This window comes from Bacillus sp. AFS055030 (assembly GCF_002574545.1).
In the GTDB taxonomy this organism is placed as follows: domain Bacteria; phylum Bacillota; class Bacilli; order Bacillales; family Bacillaceae_G; genus Gottfriedia.
In genome coordinates, this window is the sequence record NZ_NUGT01000083.1 from 1 (window position 1) to 23,287 (window position 23,287).

Below are 23,287 nucleotides of genomic sequence, written 5' to 3' on the forward strand. Positions count from 1 at the left end.
TGATTGGAACGAAAGGTTGCCAGGCTCCTATGGGAGATGCGGGAAGGCTGAGACCCCACAGGCGCACGCCGAGGAGGCTAAAGAATCTCGCCCCATGGAAAGCGAGCAACCTGTAGTGGAAATCACTGAGGCACAACTTACTTATCAAAGTTTAATTGACAAATTCTTTTTTCAATAGCGTGACCAAAAGAGCCCGATAAAGGGCTTTTTTGGTTTTTAATGTCTATAAATGATTGCTAAACTTTACTTGTTTTAATGTCATAAAATAATTCCACTTGTATACATAATCACTTTTGTATTGACCTCAAAGGGAACTTTTGAATAGTCCTTTTCCCAATTGATCTTCTTCCATGTATCCGGATGATAAGCCATTAAATATCTGCCAATCCCTATTGCATCACAATTTGTTTCTTGAAGAATGCTAAATACTTCTTTAAGCTCCTTTTCCATATTTTTAGCAATTTCATTTTCTATTTCCATTTTCTTGATGTTACTTGCTAAATCTGTTCCAGTATATTCAGTTAAATCAATCTTTAATTTTAAATCAATCTTTACTTTAGGGCGATTTCCATTGATGATTTCGAAGTTTCTTTTTATACTTTTAACTTTAAATGAAACAAACTCATTATTTTTTCCCAATGGTTCCGTTAAGCTCATCGAATTACTTTTTTTGTCTTTCAGTAATAACAATAATTTTGACTGTTTATTATTTAGTACTTTACCAGTAAATCGATTATTTTCAAAAAGTGCCACACCTTTAATTTTAATTGTTTCGTCTTCTGTTTTTTCTAAATAAGGTAGGACTAAATCAGCACCTGGATCATCCATTTTTTTATAAACAGTTTCTTGTGTCTCTTTTGGGATAACAGAAATATGTTCAGCAGCTTCAAGCATTTCTGAAAGTGATTCACTAATAAAAATATCTTTATATGTTTTCATTTCAATGATGCTAGATGCCTTTCCTTTTACAATTGCAACTCTTGAAGTTAAAGTACTTCTAATAAATCGGAAATAATTATCAAAATAAGGATATAAATTATTTTTTGCAAGATCTTCTCCTAGAAGCATAACTAGTAGTTTATTAGATGAAAAATTACCAGGTATTTGATAATCAATATTGTTACGTATATCTCTTACAGATACCCCCTTTTCACTGACCATATAATTGATATTTTCAGTTTGGTCACCTTTCGAAATGCTAGTTCTGATGCTTACTGTTCCCTTAACCTTCCCTTTTGGAAGTTGGTCAAATCCGACGCCCAGTACTAGTGCTGAGTCTTTTAGTGAGTGCTGGTCCCAGCATCCTGTTAATAAAAAGATTAATAAAAAAGGAATATAATGGATTTTTTTCATGACAATTTAACTTCCTTACTTTTTATCTTAAAGAGAAGTGAGATACATAAGATCAACGTTGGAATGAAAAGGATAAAAATAAAACTAGAAATAGATAACGTTTTTATTAGCAGATCAATAAAACCAGTTGATGAAGGTACAAAATTTCCAATTAGAAATACAATGATGCAAATAGTAATAGTAGAAAATGTACTAAGTCTGTTCCCTCTTTTTATTAGATTTGAAATACCGATATTGGCCAAATTTAAATATGACACATAAGAAGAGGCAATGATGACAAACCAAACTGATAGAAATAGTAAATCAAGTCGCTCTAGTTCTTTGAAAAAAGTTAAAGTTTTAAAGATATAAATTGTCGGTTCGGGAATTAACTGTAATTCTTTTTTGCTAAAAAATATGAAACATAACACAACAGTAAATAGATTAATTAGTGTAATAACTAGTATAGAAAAAATAGAGCTTTTTATTTTTTTTCTATGTGAACCTTTAACAAATGGGTAGACAACTAAGAGGCACTCAAAACCATGTAGGAAATAATAAGACATATAACTTCCTTTCAATATATGGGAAAAATTAACTTGAGCAACTGGTAGTAAAAGCTTCCAGTCCACCTGTTGAAATGCTTCGATACTAAAAATAAAAATGACTAAAAATGTCCAAAAAGATAATTGGAAAAATCGTGTCATTGTTCGAATATTTTCTTTCCCTAAATAGATTCCAATAATTAATAAAAGGAGTAAAATGCCCCAAGTTGGTGAGTTTGGAAAAACCCATTTGCTAAAAACAAATAGATAAGATTGATTAATTAAATAAGCTACAAAAATAAAATATAAAATATAACAGATTTTTAGTATTCCACCGAACCATTTTCCGAAAAAAAACGTACAAATTTCAAAAATGGTTAAATTAGGGAACCGCTTAAGTAAAAAAGAATATAGGACGATAGTACATACAGAAAATAGGCAAGAAAATAATAAAGAAATCCATCCATCATGACCACTTTCTTTATATAAATACATTGGTAACGTTAATGTAGCGACATTTAATTGGACGATCACCATATAAAAAAATAATTGAAAGGATGAAATGGTCTCATTTTGCTTAATTATCATTTTTCCACCCTTTCATGTTTTTTGACTGAATCGTATCTACAGGCAATGCGTTTGTAGGCCGTGTCTTCGTTTTCCAATTAGGTACTCTAATTAAAGTATCTTTTAAATCTTTAATTCGAATGGGTGCAAGTGGTGAAAAATAGGGAGTACCGAATGATTCGAGCTTAACAATATGAATAAAAATAAGCATTAAACCGAATATGATTCCTACAAAACCATAAATTGATGCCAAAATAATCATTGGAAAACTGAGTATTCTAAGTGAAAAGCTCATTTCGTTTGTAGGAACAACAAATGAAGCAACTGCTGTAATCGCAAGTACGACAGTCATTGTATTCGATACTAAATTTGCTTCTACAATAGCTGTACCAATCACAAGCCCTCCGACAATACCAATAGTTTGTGCAACTGGACTAGGTAATCGAATTGACGCTTCTCTTAACAGCTCTAAAACCACTTGCATAATTAGAGCCTCAACAAATGGAGAAAAGGGCACAAATTCAATACTATTTTGAATGGTAGACACTAATTCATATGGGAGAACTTCATAACTAAATGAAACGATCGCTATATATACTGCAGGTAAAGTTATGCAAAGAAAAAAACAAAATAGTCTAATGAGTTTTAAGAAGGTCCCAATTAAAACTCTACCATTATAGTCATCGGGAGTTTGGAAAAACGTAAAAAAAGAGGCAGGCATAATTGATACCGTTGGACTTCCTTCAACTATTACGCCAATTTTCCCATCAAATAAATTAGAAATAACCCGGTCAGGTCGCTCCGTTTCTAGAATTTGTGGAAATGGTGAAAGCGAACTATCCTCAATAAATTCTTCTAACTTGCCAGTTGTTAAGTTATTTTTAAGTTGAATAGATTTGACACGGACTTTAACCATTTCTAGAATATCCTTATTTACGATATTATCTAAATATAAAATGCCAACATTTGTACTAGGATCTCCAATTGGTAAAACCTCTATTTTAAAGTCAGAGCTTCTAATTCTACTTCTTAGAAAATTGATATTTTTATTAAGGCTCTCAACAAAACCGTCATGAGAACCTGAAACAACTTTTTCATTTGTAGGCTCACTTGTCGATCGCACTTCGAATAAAACAGTATCTACAATAAAGGCTTCATTAGAACCATCAACTAACAATACCGTATTACCATTCGTAATTGCTTCTTGTATTTCATTTAAAGAATTAGTTGCTGAAATAGTTGAAACTGGAAGATCCGTCATGATATTTCCATGTTTTAAATTTAAAAGTACCTCAATGATTTTTTCATTAATAATATCTTTATTTGAGATCGTATCAATAAAAGCAATACAAAGTGGTCTATCATTGAAAGTAATCTTTCTTGTTTTGAAATCAAATACATTTACAAACTCTTCTTTTAATTTTTCTAAATTACTATTAATGTCTTTAGAAATTGTCATTATTTGTTCGGTTTTCAATAATATTCCACCTCCTGACGTATATTGTTTGTAAAATAGAAAAACATATTCATTGGTCAGATTAGGAAATTGAATGATTATAATATGGAAAAGGGCTAACTCTTAGGTCCAGATTAACTGACTTGTGAGTTAGCCCTATTCTTAATTAAACCGGTAGAGAAAACTAATCTTTACTGAAAAAGCAAAACGAGGCTAGAAATTAGATGATGTTTCATATTGTGTTCGTGGAACAAATGGTCAACTGTACTTTGATTTGGACAAAGATCAGATTCATTCACCTATTGATATTGAACCTTCTTCCTAAAAGGGGCTTTGTCAATTGCAATGGCACTAACTTTGCCAGCCGAATTTCCATATAGAGAAAACATCTTGTTAATTGTTTATGCAAATGTAGTGTTTTCATTACTGGTTCAAGGTTTGAGTATCCCACGATTAATAGTGTATATAAAAAATAAAGAAAAAGTCAGAAAGTAATGAACAAAAAGATATTTTGATAAATAATAAACTAAAATAGATCATTATAAAAAGACTTAAAAGTTGTTAACTGTTTTATTCAGGAATACAACGGTTAAGTCTTTTTTTGTATACGCTTAATGCTGAAAGGGTCCAAATTATGACTTCAATTATTCCAATTATGGCTTTCACTTTTAATTTTGTTCTTACTATATTCTTACATAAAAGAAAGGATAATACGTAAAAGTGGATTCTTCATTCCATACCGAATTATAATTAAAAATTATGAAAACGCTGGAATATAAAAGATTTTGTGATTTTTAATCTTAGAAAAGTAATAAAATATACAATTTATAGGATTATTAATAAATTAGTAGTATTTGTTAACCTTTGTCGATAAATATAACATAAATAACAGATTTTTTAGAAATATATATACAATCAACTTTCCATATAATCAATTTAGGATGGGAATTTAATACTGGGAGTGAGAAATTTATAATACTTCTTTGACTTAAAAGAGTTGAAAATGGCGAGTTCTTATAATATAGTTCGATCGGAGGATATGAAAGTGTATTTGTTCTTTTATCCTGTATTACTATTGTTGTTATTTATTTCATCAATTTTCATCATTCTAATGCTATTAAAATGATGAGATAAAAATGGTTTATTTATATTTTTTTAATAAACAAATAGAAAAAGTCTTAATATATATGTTTTATTAACCCTCTTAAAGGTATATTAGTACATTTTTAAATGTTTTTCGTGAGAAACGGCAATCAACTGTTGGACAGCGATTGGCGTTTTTATTTCTGTTAAAAATGAAAGTTTTTCAGTAGTTTTATATAGTTTCCTCGTAACTATTTGTTGAATTTTATCGATTAATATATGGTAGGTTGAATGATATTGTCAGAATACCAAATGAATCAATTCTCATTATAATGTGATTATAATTTAGTGGAAAATCATATAAGTAAATTTTTTTCATTAGGGTTTTTAAGGCTATCCTTCTAAGTTAGAGTTTCTTGGAATCTAATTCTAACTTGGAGTTAACATATATTAATATAATAATTTAGAAGATTTAGAGGGGAGATTTTAAAGTTTATGAGAAATAGCAAGAAAGTTCCATTTCGAGTCATTACACTAACAACATTAGCTGCAATGTTTTTAACTACGCCCGGTTATGCGCAAATTACGAAAGATAATCAACCTACTAATTCAAACGCTGATGCAAATGTACAAGGTGCGTTAAAAAATTATATAGCTGATCTAAACAAAGAATCGGCCAAGGATTCTGAAAAATCAGTCTATGGTAATGTGGGCGAAAATAGTACAAAAGTATATGCACCTAATGAAAAAGTACGTGTCATTGTTGAAATTCAGGAACCAGAACAAGCTATACAATCAAAGGCAAAGGTAAGTAAAAAAGCTTTAATGAAACAAAGGCAAGATGATGTTGTTTCCAAAATGACAAAAAAGAAGTTGAATCCGAAAGTTAGACATCGTTTTTATGAAGGATTTAATGGATTTAGCTTAGACACAGATTTTAAAAATATAAAAGATTTACAGTCAACTCCAGGGGTTACAAATGTACATATTGCACGAACTTATGAACAATCAATGAAAACGAGTAAAGAGTTAGTACAAGCACAAAGTGTATGGGAAAAATACGGATATGAAGGTGAAGGATTAGTTGTTGGTGTAGTCGATTCAGGTATAGACTTTACACATAAAGATATGACGATTACCGACAAAGGAATACAGAAAGAGAAGTTGACGGAAAGTAATATCCAAAGTAAATTTTCGGAAACTTCTGTTAATGAACAGTGGTATAGTGATAAGGTTCCAACTGGATATGATTGGGCTGATAATGACACAGATGTTATACCGCGTGGTAAATACGCAAATCCTCATGGTACACATGTATCAGGAACAATCGGTGCGAATGGGGATGAAGAGAATGATGGTGTATTAGGAATTGCACCAGGTGTACAGCTGTTAGCAGAAAAAGTATTCTCCGACAACGGCAGTGGAGGAGCATACGAAGATGATATTATTGCAGGGATTAACCATGCTGTTGAAATGGGAGCAGATGTCATTAATATGAGTCTTGGAACTGATTCGGGATTCGTTGGCGAAGATAAAGATCCAATCCAAAAAGCAATACGTGAAGCGACAGAACATGGAACATTAGTAGTAGTTGCAGGTGGTAACGCAGCGTATAGTACGAAGAATAGTATCATGACAGCTTCTGCCCAACCGTATGCAGAGAATCCTGATATTGGGACTGTAGGAGAGCCAGGTGTCAGTCCTTTTGCTTTGTCTGTAGCTTCCTATGAAAATACTAAGTATGAATTAAATACATTGGGGGAAGAAAATGGTTTACAACTTCCTTATCAAGATCAATCTCAATATAATTTCAAACTTTCTAGAGTACTTTCTCCTAATGAAAGCTATGATTTAGTTTATGTTGGTGAAGGATTTAAAGATGAGCATTATGCTGGCAAAGATGTTAATGGAAAAATTGTAGTTTTTAGACCGAATACATCCTATTCAACTTATGCTTCAATGCAATCTCAAGCTAAAAAGCGAGGGGCAAAGGCTGTCATTTTAGTTCCTGCTACTAATATGGCTGATTATCCATACGTAAATTTCGGTAGTAATCTTACCCCAGCAGCTACAACAAGTAAAGCAGTGGGAAATGCTTTAATTGATAAGCTAAACAGCGGACAAGTTGTCAAAATGAAAGTAACAAAAGGAACGTGGATAGATAATCCTACGCGAGATACGATGTCTTATTTCTCTTCTTATGGTGCTCCAACTACTTTGGACTTTAAACCTGAAATTTCTGCACCAGGAGGGAAAATCTATTCTACTACTCCTGAAAACGCATATGAAGTAATGAGCGGTACTTCAATGGCGACACCACACGTTGCAGGTGGTGCTGCATTAATACTACAATCGTTGTATGAAAAAGGACTAACTCATTCAGAAGATACAGCCTTAAAAGCAAAAATTGCTTTAATGAATACGGCTAAAGTAGTAATGGATCCTAAAACAAATAACGAGATTCCATATTCTCCTCGCATTCAAGGATCTGGATTAATGCAAATTCAAAATGCAATTAATACCCCTGTTATCGTAACAAGAAAAAATACGCCACTTGAGCAAGCGGGGGCTGTTGCATTAAAAGAAATTAAAAATGATAGAGTCATCTTCAATTTAAATGTAGAGTCACTTGAAGTAAAGGACGCAAAAAAAGAGTATGAATACACTGTTAATGTGGACCTACTAACAGATGGAATTGATACAAAGCAATTTGACTTTGATGGCGATGGAAATTTAGAATCAAAAGATTATTTATCATTAAAAAGTAGTCGTGTTGAAGGTGCATCGATCTATGTAAACGGAGAAAAACATACTGGTTCAGAAGGTGCTACATTAAAAATTAAAGCAGGACAAAAGAAAAATCTAAATATAGAGATTCGATTACCAAGAACATTAAGAAAAAATGAATTTGTTGAAGGATTTGTACAACTTGTACCAACAGGAAAAAATAGTGATTCAGCTGTTCCGTTAACTGTTCCTTATATGGGCTTTAATGGAGAGTGGGATTCGCTTAATAATATTGATCCTGCAGCTTGGGATCGAAAAGATGCATTTTTAGGCTATACTGCACTTTGGAATGACGAGGGCGCAGCGGTTCCTATGGGATATAATACGAAAACAGGTAAATTTAATATGGACGCTATCGCTACCTCTCCAAATTCAATCCTTAAAGGGGTATTCCCAACATTTACTGCATTTAGAAACTTAGCAAAAGCGGAAATGTATATTGAGAATAAACAAGGCAAGATGATTAAATATCTTGGTGACTTTAGTGAATATAATAATGGGATTCCTATGCCAATTCGAAAGAATATTCTTTCTGCAAGTCGTATGTACATGGGATATAACTGGGATTCGAAAGATGAAAACGGTAAGATAGTAAGTGATGATACGTATAACTTTGTCATCAAAACAACACTAGACTATCCAAATGCGAAACCACAAAAAGTAAAGCTTCCGATTAAAGTTGATTCAGTTGGGCCAAAAGTATCGAATGTTCAAATTAAACCAAAAGATGGTCAATATGAAATTTCATTCGATGCGGTTGATAATGGCTCAGGGTATCAGGGAGCTATTCTTTGGTATAATGGCATACAAAAATCTACAACACCAGGAGAAACTTCCGTATTAGTAAATGAAGAACCAAAAAGTGTTGTTGTGATGGGAATAGATAATGCAATGAATATAAGTTATAAAGTTTGGGGCGATCCTTCGTATGTTAAATACAGTATGCTTGTACCTGTATTTAGTGTAAGTCCAAACACAAATATCAGTGTAAGCAAACCAGCTCCAATAAATGGTTTTGCTCAAACACGTGTAAATTGGACGGTTTACGTAAAAGACGCTAGTGGTAACGTAGTAGACAGTATGCAAGTGAATAATGAACATGAACTTCATACTAAATGGACACCAGAATCAAACTTAGCTAGCGGAACCTATTATATTTCTGCTGATGCAGTTGATAAAGAAGGTTTTAAAGTAACAACTAAGGCAGTTACGGTTAGTGTAGTTAAATAATTGAAAGAAGGGGAGCCATTAATATAGGGCATCCCCTTTTTAATTGTTATTGATTATATTAATTTGAATTATTTTAGAAGCCATAATTTTTCACTAGTAATGAAAATATTACTAATCTATTTGTATTTTATTGTTAGATTTTATCGAATTATATTCCATAGATTGAATGAATTTGTCAAAATAACAATCGTATCAATTATCATTATAATGTAGTTATATTTTCAAGAAAATTCAAAAAATAATTAAGAAGGGATTGAATAGATTGAAAACAAATAAAAAGGCACAGTCAATTGTTAAAGCGAAACGAACTGCAGCTGTTGTGTTGAGTACTGGTCTTTTGCTTGGACCAGTAGCTAACTTAAATTACACTTCTGTTGTGCATGCGCAAACAAATACAAAGGCAGAAAGTATTTTAGAAAAGTTGACTAAGGAGCAGCGTGAAGCATTACAGAACTTAGATCAGCATCAATTAAAAACCGGATTACAACTATCACGAGATATTGATTTGTCGAGTGATAGAGATGTAAATGTAATCGTGGAGTTAAATGAACTTCCAGCGAAAACAGCACAAATTGCTAAAGCGATTAAAGGAGAAGAAATTTCTCTTACACAAGCAAATGAGAATGTAGAAAAATCTCAAGTTCAGTTTAAAAAAGATTTGCAATCAAAACTAAAAAAGACCAAATCAGATAAGGATGCGTATCGTGTAAAACATACTTATAAAAATACCTTGAATGGTGTCGCATTAACATTGCCAGCAAATCAAGTGAAATCATTGTTAAATTCTAAGGTAGTAAAAGCAGTTTATAGTGATTACACAGTGCACGTAGAACCACCGGCTCAAACACAGACAGAGGAAGCAAAAGAACAAACAAAGGTTGATAGTATCCCATTTTTAAATATTGATAAACTTCATGATCAAGGGTACACAGGTAAAGGGATAAAGGTTGGGGTTATTGATACAGGTGTCGACTATAATCACCCAGATTTAAAGCATGCGTATAAAGGCGGTTATGACTTTGTAGATAATGATAATAATCCGATGGAAACTACTTATGATGACTGGAAAAAGTCGAAAAAATCAGAGTATCTAAATGGAAGTGCTTATTATACAGATCATGGTACACATGTATCTGGGACGATTGCAGGTCAAGCAGAAAATAACTCGGATTATAAAGTAATAGGAGTGGCTCCGGAATCTGATTTATACGTTTATCGTGTTTTAGGACCATACGGAAGCGGAACAACGGCGGCGATCCTTGCAGGGATTGATAAAGCTGTTCAAGATGGTATGGATGTTATTAATTTATCATTAGGTGCTTCAATCAACGATCCGCTATATGCTACTAGTATCGCAATTGATAATGCTGTGTTAAGCGGAGTAACGGCAGTTGTTGCAGCTGGTAATTCGGGAGATGCACTGAATACGTTAGGTTCTCCAGGTGCTGCAGCGCTAGCGTTAACAGTAGGAGCGAGTTCTGTTCCTAGTAAGGTTACGAGTTTTGAGAGTCAGTTTACTTCCGGTAGTAATCGTAATGGTGTGACAATGCAGTTAATGTCAAAGAAATGGACGGATGACTTCAGCAGTATGACTGGTAAATCATTTGACATTGTAAATGTAGGTTTAGGTGGTCCGAATGATTACACGGGTAAAGATGTGAATGGTAAAATCGCTTTTATCCAACGAGGCACGTATGCATTAATTGAGAAAATGGAACATGCGAGAGATCATGGGGCAGTGGGTGTAATCATTTATAACTCGAATCCAGACGAAGGTCAGATTCCGATATTCTTAGGAGAAAGCAACGACAATATCCCAACTTTTTCAATGACAAATAAAGATGGACAAGCTGTAAATAATCTGTTTTCAAGTGGTGTACCAAGTGTGACATTCGGTACAAAAAGTGAAAAAGAACTTTCAGGTGATGATTTGGCAAGTTTTAGCTCAAGAGGGCCATCTGGAACATTATATGATATTAAACCAGAGGTAACGGCACCAGGAGTAGATATATTATCAACTGTTCCTTCGTATATTGCGAATAAAGAGGATACATCCGACTATTCTTCTGCCTATTTACGCATGTCGGGTACATCGATGGCCTCTCCGCATGTAGCAGGAGTTGCAGCGTTATTATTGCAAGCTCACCCAGACTATACGCCTGGAGATATAAAGACTGTACTGATGAATACAGCAGATCCACTAAAAAATCCATACAGTGTATTTGAAGTCGGAGCGGGCAGAATTGATCCAATGCAAGCGATTCATTCCAATACGATCATTAGTGTGCTAGATAAAACGCCTTACATTGAAAATGGGGAAGAAAAAATCATTCCAGAACAAACAGGCGGTCTAAGTTACGGCTTCGTCCCAGTTTCGTCAGATAAGGATTACTCGAAGACTACGAAACTATCATTTGAAAATAGTAGTGATAAAGAAAAAAAATATGAGTTATCCGTTGAATACAATGTAGGTGCAAAAGGATCTTTGGATACGAATAAAAATAGCGTAACGGTAAAAGTACCAAATACGATTACTGTTAAGAAAAACAGTACAAAACAAATTTCTGCAACTTTAGCTATTCCAAAAACGGCAGAAAAAGGCATTTACGAAGGTTATATAACGATTAAAGAGAAGAACAATCTGGAAGAAAGATACCGTATTCCATTTGGAGTAAAGGCTACTGATGAAGGCTTAGCATATTTTGATGTGTATACAAAGAGCATTTCAACAGACCGAGTCATAAATTTATTCAGCCGTAAAGATACTGATTTAGATTTTAGATTAAACACGTCCATGCAAACGTTAGACTGGGTATTAGTCGATCCGAAAACGCATAAAGATCTCGGACTGATTACTTCAGTTAACGGTTCAGGTGCAGCAGTTGACACAGATTACACAATGGACAGTGCTTTTTATGGTAGATATTTCCCATTCACTGGAGATAAAAAAAATCCAATTGGTTATGTTTCTGAAAAAGCGCCAGATGGTATCTACGATATTAAAATGATTGGAACAAATAAAGACGGCAAACAATTCGTGAAAACTTCGAAAATTAGTATTGATAATAATGAACCTACAATTAAGTTCGATGATACAAATGCAATGCCAAAAGGCAATACTCAAATAGTAGAATTAGCGGAAGGTCAAGATAAAGTTACGCTTTCCGGAACGTTACTAGATCCTGAGATTAGTAAAACGCAAGAAGATGGCATGCCACTTACTCAAGCGAATAATAAATTATTTTACGGCCCGGGTTCATCAAATGCATATTCCTTGAGTGTAGACGAAAATGGAAAATTTAGTACAGAAATTAGTGTACCTGGAATGATTAATCCAATTCAATATGTCGGTGCCGATTATGCAGGAAATACGACATTACCTAAAATGATCTATTATATGAAGAAAGGCGCAACTTATATTTATGCAAAACCAAATAAAGATACAATGGAATATGGTGACAAAATTACCTATACGTTCTACGCACATAATTTGCGAAAAGCTAATAAGCTTAACTTCAGATTGGACTATGTAGCAAAATATTTTGATAGTGTTGAATTTAAAAAAGCACAGAATTTACCAGAAGGATCAGAACTGACAACTACTGTTACGGGTACAACTAGTAAAGGAACGATAGTGAATATCAATATACCAGGAGAAGGAATTGCTGGAGATGTAGCATTATTTGATTTAGACGTTGATACAAATGCAAATGAATTCCTTAATCCATTTGCACAAATTCTTAATTTTTCAACTGTTCAAGTAAATAGTGAAAGTACAAATAGACTATCGATCATTATGGGGACAGTACCGATGTATCCTATTTACTCTACAGCAACAGCTAAACTAAATGGTGTTGGCTTATATAATGCTGCAGGTAAGTTCAACAGTACGATTGATTATACGACAATAGGGGCCACTATGAAGGTAAAAGGCACAAATGGTGTCATCTACGACGGGACGATTGAAAAAAATGGAAATGTAACATTTAAAGGACTTCCGGCATCTGTACAAAAATATACAGTAATTATGGATATTCCTGGACATTTTACGACGTATACTCCATTGGAAATCGGACGTACTGATTGGGGAATTAATATTGGAGAAGCAAATCCATCCTATCCAACAATTGGAGCGAAGCCAGGCGATATTAATAAGGATAATGTCATAGATGTGATGGATGCGATCTACATACAAACATATTGGGGAACAAATAAGCGAAGTGCTGATATTAATTTTGACGGAATTGTAGATGGAAAAGACTTAGCGTTTGTTGAAAACAACTACTTAATACAAAATCCGTTTGTTACAGTATCATCAAAGCCAGTTAAGAAGTTTAAAGGAAGTACATTGGAATCTATTAAGAGTGATTTAGGTTTTTAATAGATTTTCATATCCTATCATCTAAGCAGAATATAGGAAGATTCTAGTTCTCCCCATAATAGACAGTTGGAACTTATTGAACTGTTTATTATGGAGGAGATTTGCTTGTCTAATAGAGTAGGAGAATAGAAAGTAACATAAAAAAGGGAAAGAAATTTATACTGTAATTAGTATATTAAAAAAATAAAAAACCTGCATATAGTGAAGGTCGATAAGGTTTTGTTTTTGTTTACATTATAGTATAGGGATGTTGTAAGTAAAAAATCATTAGTAAAGTGGTTGTTGACTATGACATGGGGGAAATCCATTAATATCTTGAATCATATAGAAATCATACTGTTTTAAAGCGAATTGTGATTGATACATATACTCGTATACGAGAAGCTTCGAACCTGATACACCGCACAATACTCCTGATGTACCTTGCCCATTAGTAAACGAAACGCCAATTGGCTGGCCAATTAAATATCTAATTTTTTGATGCCAAGGCATTATAATCACTCCCTTCAAATCATTATATTAATTTGAAAAGGTTGCGGTGCATGTGTAAATTGGATTAAAGGGATTAAGAATTAAAAAATTCAAAATTGATATTTTTTATTGAAATAGAAATTGCATCAACTCTTAATATAATAAAGTTATGAAACACAAATGTGTAAAGTTGAAATATAGGTTTAAGAAAAATAGTTTAGGAGGAACGATATGAATATTGAACAATTAAATCATTTTAGTGAAGTAATAAAAATTGGTTCCTTTAAGCTTGCAGCGCAAAAATTTTCTGTTAGTGAATCTGTCATGAAAGAATCGGTGCATAGTCTAGAAAAAGAAATAACTATAAAGCTGATTGAGTGTGATGAAAATTTTAATGTGGTTCCTACATTTGAAGGATTAAAAATTAGTTCATTTGTTAAAGAAGTTTTGTTGAAGTTTCATGAATTGGAAGAAGTAGCTAATTTGATTAGAAAAAGTTCTATTGAAAATTGTAATGTAATGTACGACTTAAGTTTACTGTAAAGGTACTTAGCTAATATAAAACTAATCGTGTTTAAAAGCTCTTCATTTTGAAGAGCTTTTTTTATGTTACTAATAAGTAGTCGTTGTTATCTATTTAATTTTCTTATTCAAAAATATATTTTTAGTATAACTCTAGCAAGCTCTGATTTACTTTATTTTAGAAATCAGAGCTAATTCTTCGTGGAGAACACGTTTCCCATAGAAAGTAGTTAATTATAAAAAAATCAAAATTTATAGTTTTTTTCAAAATTCAAATTAAATCAACCTTCAATATAATGTAAATATCGACAGAAAGGGGGACAGTTTAGATTTTGTTAAGAAGGATGGGTCTTCTCTTATTATCCTTGTGTATAGATAGAGTATTAACAAACTAAGCTGAACGATTACAACTCATAGTTAAACTTACTTTTTATTAATGGGGATTAGTTGTTGAGGTACAAGTGAAGTGCTATTTAATAAGTAGTTCAAATATTTCTAAAAATCATTTTAGTTGCATTTGCAAAAAGACCAAATCACTCAACTATTTGGTCTTTTAGATTATTTTTTTAGTTCAGATAAAAATTGCTAATTCTCTATACTAGCCTGAATATATTTTATAAAAATTTTTGAAATTTTTGTAAAAGGTTTATTTTTAAGGCAAACGCTCCAAAGTTCGTCACTAATATAAGCAGGAGATTTTAAAGGAATAGTCTTTATTTTTCCAGTTAAAGTATCAGGATGATTTTTTAATGTTATATTACGGCAAAAAGTAACTCCTAAACCATTCTTTACAGCATCTCTAATACTATCTGTGTTATTCGAAATAAATTGTACATTCATATTTTTAACAATTTTACGTGTGTGCTCAACAAATTCATTACTATTATAGATGATAAATTTTTCATTAATTAGATCTTCTGGGGAAATCTCATCAAAATGAAATAATGGAGATTGTTCACCTACGAGAACACAATATTTGGTCGTTGTTAGATGTTTGTAAAGCAAATCTTTTTCTTCACTTAGTGAACTTTCTTCAGAAAATAAGATCGCAATATCAGGTTGAAGAATTGAGAGGTTATTTAAAATCTGACCAGGATCACATTCATAAACATGAACATCAATATTTGGAAAATCATTTTTGAAATGAATGATTGATTCATTAACTAAATAAACTAACCCTGGAACAGTTGCAATTTTTAGTTGAGTCTGAGTTTCATTCTTTTGAATTGCAATTTTTTCCTCCATAATCTCATATTCATATAATACTTTTTGTGCCTGATTAATAACTTCAATTCCGGCTTCGGTAGGTACTGTCTTCATCTTTAAACGGATGAATAGCTTCAAATTTAATTTCTTTTCTAATTCCTTTAGAGCTTGACTTACAGCAGAAGGTGATATATGTAAGTTTTTAGCTGCTTTTGTAATCGATTCTTCTTTTGAAATTTCAACTATATATTTTAAATGTTCAATATTCATTTCGTACCTCCTATAAGCGTTATCGAAGTATATATTGATTATACTGTATGTTTTTAAATAGCTTAAATTATAAGAAATTATTTTTATACTGGTAATATTGACCATTATTTGTATGTAGAATAACACTATTTATTATTTAAAAATAATTAATGTTATTAAGCAATCCTTAATGGGTTGTAAACTAAAATGCGTTTTACAGATACTAGTTTAGTAACTAAAATATAGTGTATACAACAAGAAGGATTACTAACTTTTAATTTCTGAAATTTTAGAATAAAGGAGAAAAAGTTGAAATTGTTGATCTTTTACACTGATTAAATTGAGTATTTTTTTTTTGATAGTATCGGAAAAATAATTAGTCTCAATTAATTAGTTAAATTAGAGTTCGTCAAGTACGAAACAAGGAGAGCCAGTCATTATAGATGAGTTAAATGAAATAATCTTAACCTTAAATGGCTAGACAGCATCTTAGAACTACAATTTATTTCATTCAAATAAACAATAATTTAGATGCTGTAAGCCATAAATAAAATGGTTTATGGCATTTTTACTTTTTTAATTAGAGAGATAAAAAACATTATTATGGTGGGGTGTAACATGAATGATTTTCTACTTTATGAGTTTAAAAAGCTGATGAAGAAAAATAAATGGAATCTTAAAGAACTAGCAATAAAATCTGATATCCATTATAGCGATATGAGTAGAATATTTAATAATAAAAAGGCACTATCTTTACATTATTTGGACGCTATAACTGAGGCGTTTAATCTACCTACAGGAACATTTTATAAAGGATATGTCAATCTATGCTTCAATGAAAGAAATCTATTAGATAAAAGAAGAAGTGACGCTTTTATTTATGAATGTGCAAAAAAAGGTTTTAAATCTGAATTAACCTTCATCTTATCAGTCATGATTGAAGAAAAGTCAAAAGCTAACCGTTCAAAATACTTCCAAAATCTATTCCGTATTGCTGAAAAGCTATTTTTAGAAGGGAAAGAACAAGAATCTTTACCTTTATACGAACTAATTATTGAGCATATGCCTAATTCAGCAACCGAAGAAGTAGCTATTAGTTATTTTCGAAAATTTTATATGACGCGTTTAACGAATGAAGGGAGTTTAGTTTTAGTTCGAATTATCGAGTATATTTCATATATGCCACCAAAATTTCAGGAACTAACAATCCTATGGATTACTGCTACTTACTATATGTTAAAAGATTGGGATGAGGTCTTACATTATGCAAAAAGGTTAGAAAAAATGGCGAAAATTAAGGAGCATGTAGGGCGTGCATTAATGTATCAAGCATTTGCGTTGACAAGACTAGATGGCAAATTAGAAGAGGTATTAAATTTAATTGGAAAATATGAAAAAATAAATGCTTATTATGCAGATATTGCAGTAGGGAATCGATATGTCGCTCACATCGATTTTGGAAATCTATATGTTGTTGATTCATACTATAAATGGTTACGTGATCGTGATGATTTCTATGTAGGAATTCCAAGAATTTTGGAAAGCTACGTTAAATTAGGTAGATTAGAAGAGGCTGAGAAATTTATTGCAAAGTATAATGATCAAATCATTGAACTACGGAACTCTTCTGATTTATTTAAGCAGCATCTTTATTTGGATTATTGTTATGCGTTCGGTTTGTTAAAATGCGAAACAAATAATATAAACAAAGGATTAGATGAAATATTAAACGTGGCATTAAAGGTAAAAAACTCTGAAATTCACGAAAGGTTTCAAAAATGTCTTATTGCAATTTGGCATTATCGAGAGTTTTTAAGCAAAGAATTGGAAGAAAAATATATTCGTATTTTAAGTTGAAAAAATATGTGAATAGGCAGGCTCTGGTATTTAAACCAGGGTCTTTTTGATTAATTGAAAAGAGGATCATATAGAACTTGCTAAAAATCATAAGAAATCCAATAGTAAAATTAAAAAGAGATTGTCAAAAAATTGACTTTTAGCAACACTATTTTTTTGAGCATAAAAAATAAGAAAAACGTTCTCTTGGGAATAGTTAAGTCACCACAACAAAATGACCGAGAAAGGAACGATTTTTTCTTTTGTATAAACTGTGTAAAATGAACCAACTAACTCTTCCGATTGACATAGAAGTTATCATTCCAAAAAAACATCTAGCCCGTTTAATTGACACTGAGGTCGATAAAATGGATCGTAATTTCTTCCTTTTTTCATTTTTTTCATTCAGGTAGAAGCAGTCCGCCGTATTACAAAAGAATGATGTGAAATAGATGATTAAAATTTCATTATAACTGGAAAAAATAGGGATAAAAGATATGTTTTCCTTCACTAAACGACAAGTATGATTCTGAGAAGCGACAAATAGTTAGTTGCTAGTTGGTAAATTAAACGATGAAAGTGATCCAATTTCACGTAATGTAAGGTATTCGTAGGATAATAGTTTAATTTAAAATTTAAGTTTAAAAAAATATTTCAGTCTAATTTTGTATAAAAATGTCGAAGGAAAAACAAAAATTGATAGTTTTTGTCAAAATGTCGAAACTGTAAACTTTCCGTATAATCAAAATAGATAGAAAATATAAAAATGGGGGAGACAACAGGATGAAGCGTTTAATCAAAAGTACTGCAGTTTTAACATTGAGTACTGGGGTGTTACTGAATGCATTTCCAATAACACATCATCAGTCGATTGCAAAGGCTGCAACACAATCATCAATCGAAGAAGTACTATCAAAGCTTACTACAGAACAACGTGAAGCTTTACAAAAAATAGAGGTGACTAGTCAAGAAGGATTACAGTTACCTACTTCAGTTGATTTAAATAGTACTAAAAATTTATCAGTTATTGTTGAATTAAAAGACAAGCCAGCAAAAGTAGCTGTGATTGAAGAGGCTGCAAAAGGCAATAGTTTAGCACTTGAAGATGCAAAACAAAAAGCGAATAAAGCGCAAGATACATTTAAAAATGATTTACAAACAATTTATAAAGATGATTTAAAGGATAATAAGAACCTTTATAAAATCAAACGAACATACAAAAACACGCTAAATGGTGTTGCGATCGACTTGCCGGCTAATAAAGTTAAGTCATTATTAAACTCAAAAACTGTTAAAGCAGTATGGCCAAACAATGTTATTCAAGTAGAACCAGAAAAAATAAAAAGTGTTGTTAATTCAACACAGAAAATGGAAACAGAAGTGTTCCCAGGCGTGAGCAAATTACATGCTGAAGGATACACAGGTAAGGGCATTAAAGTAGGGGTTATTGATACAGGGATTGATTATAATCATCCAGATTTAACGGATGCATATAAAGGGTATCGTGCTCAAACAGGCGTTGATCCTAAAACAATTGATCCTAGTTCAGTAAAAGGTTGGGACTTCGTTGATAATGATGCAGATCCAATGGAAACGACTTATGCTGATTGGAAAAAATCAGGGTTAGCAGAAAAGGACCCTCTTACTGGTTCAACCTTCTATACAGAACATGGAACACATGTATCTGGAATTATTGCTGGTCGTGGTAAAAATAATACTGATTATGCAGTAACAGGTGTAGCACCAGATGCTGATTTGTATGTCTATCGTGTATTAGGAAAATTTGGATCTGGTTCAACTGAAGCTGTTTTAGGCGGTGTTGACAAGGCTATATCTGATGGTATGGACGTCATCAATTTATCACTTGGATCGAATATTAATGATCCAGAAAATGTTGAGAGTCTTGCGTTAAATAATGCAGTCCTATCGGGTGTAACGGCTGTTGTATCAGCAGGTAACTCAGGAAGTGGTATGGATACGTTAGGATCACCTGGAGCATCAGCGTTGGCTATTACAGTTGGTGCCAATGATACGAAGACTGTGATTGAAACATCAAAAGGTACGCTACATGGAGCAGAAGATGCAACTGCTGATTTAAAATTATTTGGTAAAGGATTTGCAGATAATGTAGCAAGCTTAAAAGGTAAAAATCTACCAATCGTTTTAGTACCGAGTGTAGGTGCAGATTCTGATTATAAAAATATCGATGTGAATGGAAAGATTGCATTAGTCAATCGTGGGGATATTTCACTTGACGAGAAAATAAAAAATGCGCAAAAACATGGCGCAACAGCAGTTATCTTGATGAATAATGTACCTGTTGAAGGTTTTGTTCCATCGTACTTAGGAATGGGTTATGGATTTATTCCTGCATTCTCGATGTCATATGAGCAAGGGAAAGCATTAGTGGCAAAACTTGGTACAGGCAATTCAACCTTCACATTTGATGAAATCGGACAAGTAACGGATGAAGGTAGTAAATTAGCAGCATTCAGTTCACGTGGCCCTTCTCGTATCAATTATGATATTAAACCTGAAGTAACTGCACCGGGCGTTGCCGTATTCTCAACTGTACCTTCTTATATGCATGGTGCGGATCAAATTGGAAAATATGACTATGCTTATGAGAATTTATCAGGTACATCAATGGCATCACCGAACGTAGCGGGTGTTGCAGCATTATTAAAACAAGCAAATCCAAACTTAACACCAGCACAAATTAAAGAAACATTAATGAATACTGCAGATCCACTAAATGGAGACTATAGCGTATTTGAATCTGGTGCAGGACAAGTTGATCCTTATGAAGCAATCCATTCAAAAACAAGAATTGAAGTAGTGGATGAAACAAAGGGAACATACGATAAAAAAGGCAATTTAACAACAGTAAAAGATTTAACAGGTGCACTTTCATTTGGTTCACATGCTCCAGAAGGAAAAAATATTAGTGATCAACGCACCCTAATCATTTATAACAATAGCAATCAAGCAAAAACATATGATGTGACTGTTTCGTTCCAAAAAGACCGTCGAGGTTCATTAGATGCGGACGATAATGGTGTAATGGTTGTGACGGATAAGTCCATCAAAGTTGGGGCGAATTCGAAAAAGAAATCAACTGTCGCAATTACCGTTCCAAAATCAGCAAAATTAGGCTTTTACGAAGGATTTGTAACATATATAAATCATAATAATCCAGAAGAAACATTCCAAGTCCCATTTGGAATTAAAACGGTGGAAGATGGAATAAATCCAGTAACGATGAGTCCACAAGCATTTACGCAAGTATTTGATGCAGCTTATGCCGGTCAGTTAGTTTATACAAATGCACAATTTAGCCTGAAATCAAACTTAAGTACAATTGATGTGATCCTAGAAGATGGGAAAACAGGAAAAGAATTAGGCTATGTAGGTACTTTAGATGGCTTAAGAATGAAGGAAAATACTGATTTATCAGCAAGAGTATTTAATGGATTTTATTATAAACCGACTGGTAATGATGAGCACCCATTTGCGTATGAAGCTGATTTGGCAAAACCAGGGTATTATAAGATCAAGTTAATTGGCAAAAATGACGCTGGGAAAACATTTACGCAAGAAGCTCCATTCTACTTTGATAATACAGCACCAAAAATGACAATTAACAGTCCGGATGTTGTTGAGTATAAAAATGGTCAAACAAGCGTTACAATCACTGGTTCAGTTTACGATAAAGAAACAGAAGAAATGCAAAAACTTGGAATGAACTTTAACCAAGGTAGTACAAAAGTTTATTATCAAGATTATATAAACGGTGGAAGAGCCGTGTCAGTACCTGTAAATTCAGACGGAACATTTACAGCGACAATTCCAACAAATGCAACAAAACCGATGGAACTAGTATTCTATGCAATGGATGCAGCATCAAATAAAACATTTAAAGAAGGTAGAGAGATTTTTGTTACGCGTGATGACGTAATGTATGGATTTATGCAACCTGAAACACGAACAGGAAAAATGGGTGAAACAGCACATGCGACTTTATTATTAAATAAAGCAAATAATGTTAAACAAGTAGAATATAAATTCTCGTATTATTCAAATATTGGAACACTGAATGTTACTCCTGATCCAAGTGTAGCTGATAAAGTAGATATTTCTGTCGTAAATACTGCGGTAGCTACTACTCAAAATACAGCGACGATCACAATTAAAACAAAAGATGGCGTATCTCCTTTATCAGGTGATTTAAAACTTGCAGATTTAGCGTTTAAAATGACGACTAACTATTCTGCTTCTGCTGTTATGTGGGCCGGGTCATTGAATACAACAGTAACGGATATTAATAATACGACAAATACTGTTGTAGGCGGAAATCCTAGTATTTTATATTTAGAACCAACTACTTCTTTACTTGATGGATCTCTGTTGGCAGAGTCATTCTTAGCCCCAGATGGAGGTTTACTTGGTTCGTTTGATTATTCTAAACTGGGTGCAAAAGTTAAAGCAACGGCTGGTAATGGTAAAGTGTACGAAGGAGTTATTAAAACCAGTGGTATTTATCAAGTACCAAATTTACCATTAAATGATGATAAGTATGAACTTGAAGTAAATATTCCTGGATATTTTACACAACATAAAGACTTTACAATTGGATTCCATGATGAAGATGGAAAAGTGATGTATCAACATTATAATTTGAGATTAAATCCAGCAATCGCAGGTGATGTAAATAAAGATGATGTTATCGATGTGATGGATGCACTTTACTTAGAAACTTACTGGGATACAAATAAACGGGATGCAGATATTAACTTTGACGGTGTGGTAAATGAAAAGGATCTAGCATTTGTTGAACAAAACTATCTTATGCAAAACCCAACAATTAACTATGCACCAACACCTAAAAAGAAATATAAAGGACAAACTTTAGAAAGTATAAAGAATGCACTTGGAATTAAATAATGATTGCAAAAGAGAAAAAATAAAATGATTTTTAGATTTTAATTAGCTCCAGTATTAAACTGGAGTCTTTTTTTTTTTGAATTCTAGGAATGGCCTATTATTTAAAAAATCATATTAAGACATTAAAAAGATAACCTAGCTTTTTATAATTTTAATGTTACTAAACTCATAATGGAATTAGAGAAACAATTTCTAATGAAGAAGTGCGATCCCCGCTTTTGAAACTATGTAACTTATATATTAGAAGCATGCTATATTCAAATACTAACTTAATAAAAAATAAAATCTTACTATTTGTTGTATTGTGTCGATAAATTTAAGGAAAATGATAATATTTTGCGAAATAAAGATCTAATCAACTTTCCATATAATCAATTTAGAATGGGAGGGAATTAATGGAAGGAGAGGAGATTATAAATCTGTTATTAACTTTAGAGGGATGAAAATGGTAATGATTGTTTCAATAATGTGTTAAAAAGAATAGGTTAATTAGTATTTAATGTTGATTTGGACAAAATCCAAGAATACATAGTAATCCAAAAAGAAGGAATATGTACTACGAAAATTGAACACATGCGCAGCACGTAATCAAGATTCTACAATGAATAAAGTAGGATTTTCATCTAAAATTAATCAAAGTTAAGTTTCCCATTCATTTTTGATAGTTTAATACATTTT

Annotated in this window: 10 protein-coding genes; 5 read left to right on the forward strand and 5 right to left on the reverse strand. The window is 32.4% G+C overall.

The features are described 5' to 3' along the window. Window positions 1–258 precede the first annotated feature (258 nt). From CN925_RS19570 to CN925_RS19580, 3 genes are read right to left on the reverse strand one after another with little or no spacing between them, the layout of a single operon-like run. Entirely contained in the window at window positions 259–1,353 is a 1,095-nt protein-coding gene (locus CN925_RS19570; protein ID WP_098848478.1) for a Ger(x)C family spore germination protein, read from the reverse strand. Next, window positions 1,350–2,465: a GerAB/ArcD/ProY family transporter gene (locus CN925_RS19575; RefSeq protein WP_098848479.1), complete on the reverse strand. Its 1,116-nt coding sequence runs from the start codon at window positions 2,463–2,465 to the stop codon at window positions 1,350–1,352. Before CN925_RS19575 ends, CN925_RS19570 begins: the two co-directional genes overlap by 4 nt. Further along, window positions 2,455–3,921: a spore germination protein gene (locus CN925_RS19580; RefSeq protein WP_098848480.1), complete on the reverse strand. Its 1,467-nt coding sequence runs from the start codon at window positions 3,919–3,921 to the stop codon at window positions 2,455–2,457. Before CN925_RS19580 ends, CN925_RS19575 begins: the two co-directional genes overlap by 11 nt. A gap of 1,557 nt (window positions 3,922–5,478) precedes the next feature. On the opposite strand from CN925_RS19580, the gene CN925_RS19585 reads away from it, so the two are divergent. Both CN925_RS19585 and CN925_RS19590 read left to right on the forward strand, forming a co-directional pair. Next, a complete protein-coding gene (locus CN925_RS19585; RefSeq protein ID WP_098848481.1) occupies window positions 5,479–9,000 on the forward strand; it encodes a S8 family serine peptidase in 3,522 nt (1,173 codons plus the stop codon). Between the two features lie 262 nt (window positions 9,001–9,262). Next, window positions 9,263–13,381, forward strand: coding sequence for a S8 family serine peptidase (locus tag CN925_RS19590; RefSeq protein WP_142339257.1), 4,119 nt, complete (start codon window positions 9,263–9,265; stop codon window positions 13,379–13,381). A 267-nt stretch (window positions 13,382–13,648) separates the two neighbouring features. Here CN925_RS19590 and CN925_RS19595 read toward each other — a convergent pair whose 3' ends face one another. Beyond that, window positions 13,649–13,873 carry a hypothetical protein gene (locus tag CN925_RS19595; RefSeq protein WP_098848483.1) on the reverse strand — a complete coding sequence of 75 codons (225 nt, stop codon included), beginning with the start codon at window positions 13,871–13,873 and terminating at the stop codon, window positions 13,649–13,651. A 210-nt stretch (window positions 13,874–14,083) separates the two neighbouring features. On the opposite strand from CN925_RS19595, the gene CN925_RS19600 reads away from it, so the two are divergent. After that, window positions 14,084–14,395, forward strand: coding sequence for a LysR family transcriptional regulator (locus CN925_RS19600; RefSeq protein WP_098848484.1), 312 nt, complete (start codon window positions 14,084–14,086; stop codon window positions 14,393–14,395). Window positions 14,396–14,959: 564 nt separating this feature from the next. Here CN925_RS19600 and CN925_RS19605 read toward each other — a convergent pair. Further along, window positions 14,960–15,850 (reverse strand): LysR family transcriptional regulator, encoded by an 891-nt coding sequence (locus CN925_RS19605; RefSeq protein ID WP_180233026.1) that lies wholly within the window; start codon window positions 15,848–15,850, stop codon window positions 14,960–14,962. A 597-nt stretch (window positions 15,851–16,447) separates the two neighbouring features. Between CN925_RS19605 and CN925_RS19610 the strand changes: the two genes are divergently transcribed. Together CN925_RS19610 and CN925_RS19615 are read left to right on the forward strand one after the other, a co-directional pair. Next, window positions 16,448–17,686 (forward strand): helix-turn-helix domain-containing protein, encoded by a 1,239-nt coding sequence (locus tag CN925_RS19610; RefSeq protein WP_180233027.1) that lies wholly within the window; start codon window positions 16,448–16,450, stop codon window positions 17,684–17,686. Between the two features lie 762 nt (window positions 17,687–18,448). Beyond that, a complete protein-coding gene (locus CN925_RS19615) occupies window positions 18,449–22,609 on the forward strand; it encodes a S8 family serine peptidase (RefSeq protein WP_098848487.1) in 4,161 nt (1,386 codons plus the stop codon). The last annotated feature ends 678 nt before the right edge of the window (window positions 22,610–23,287 follow it).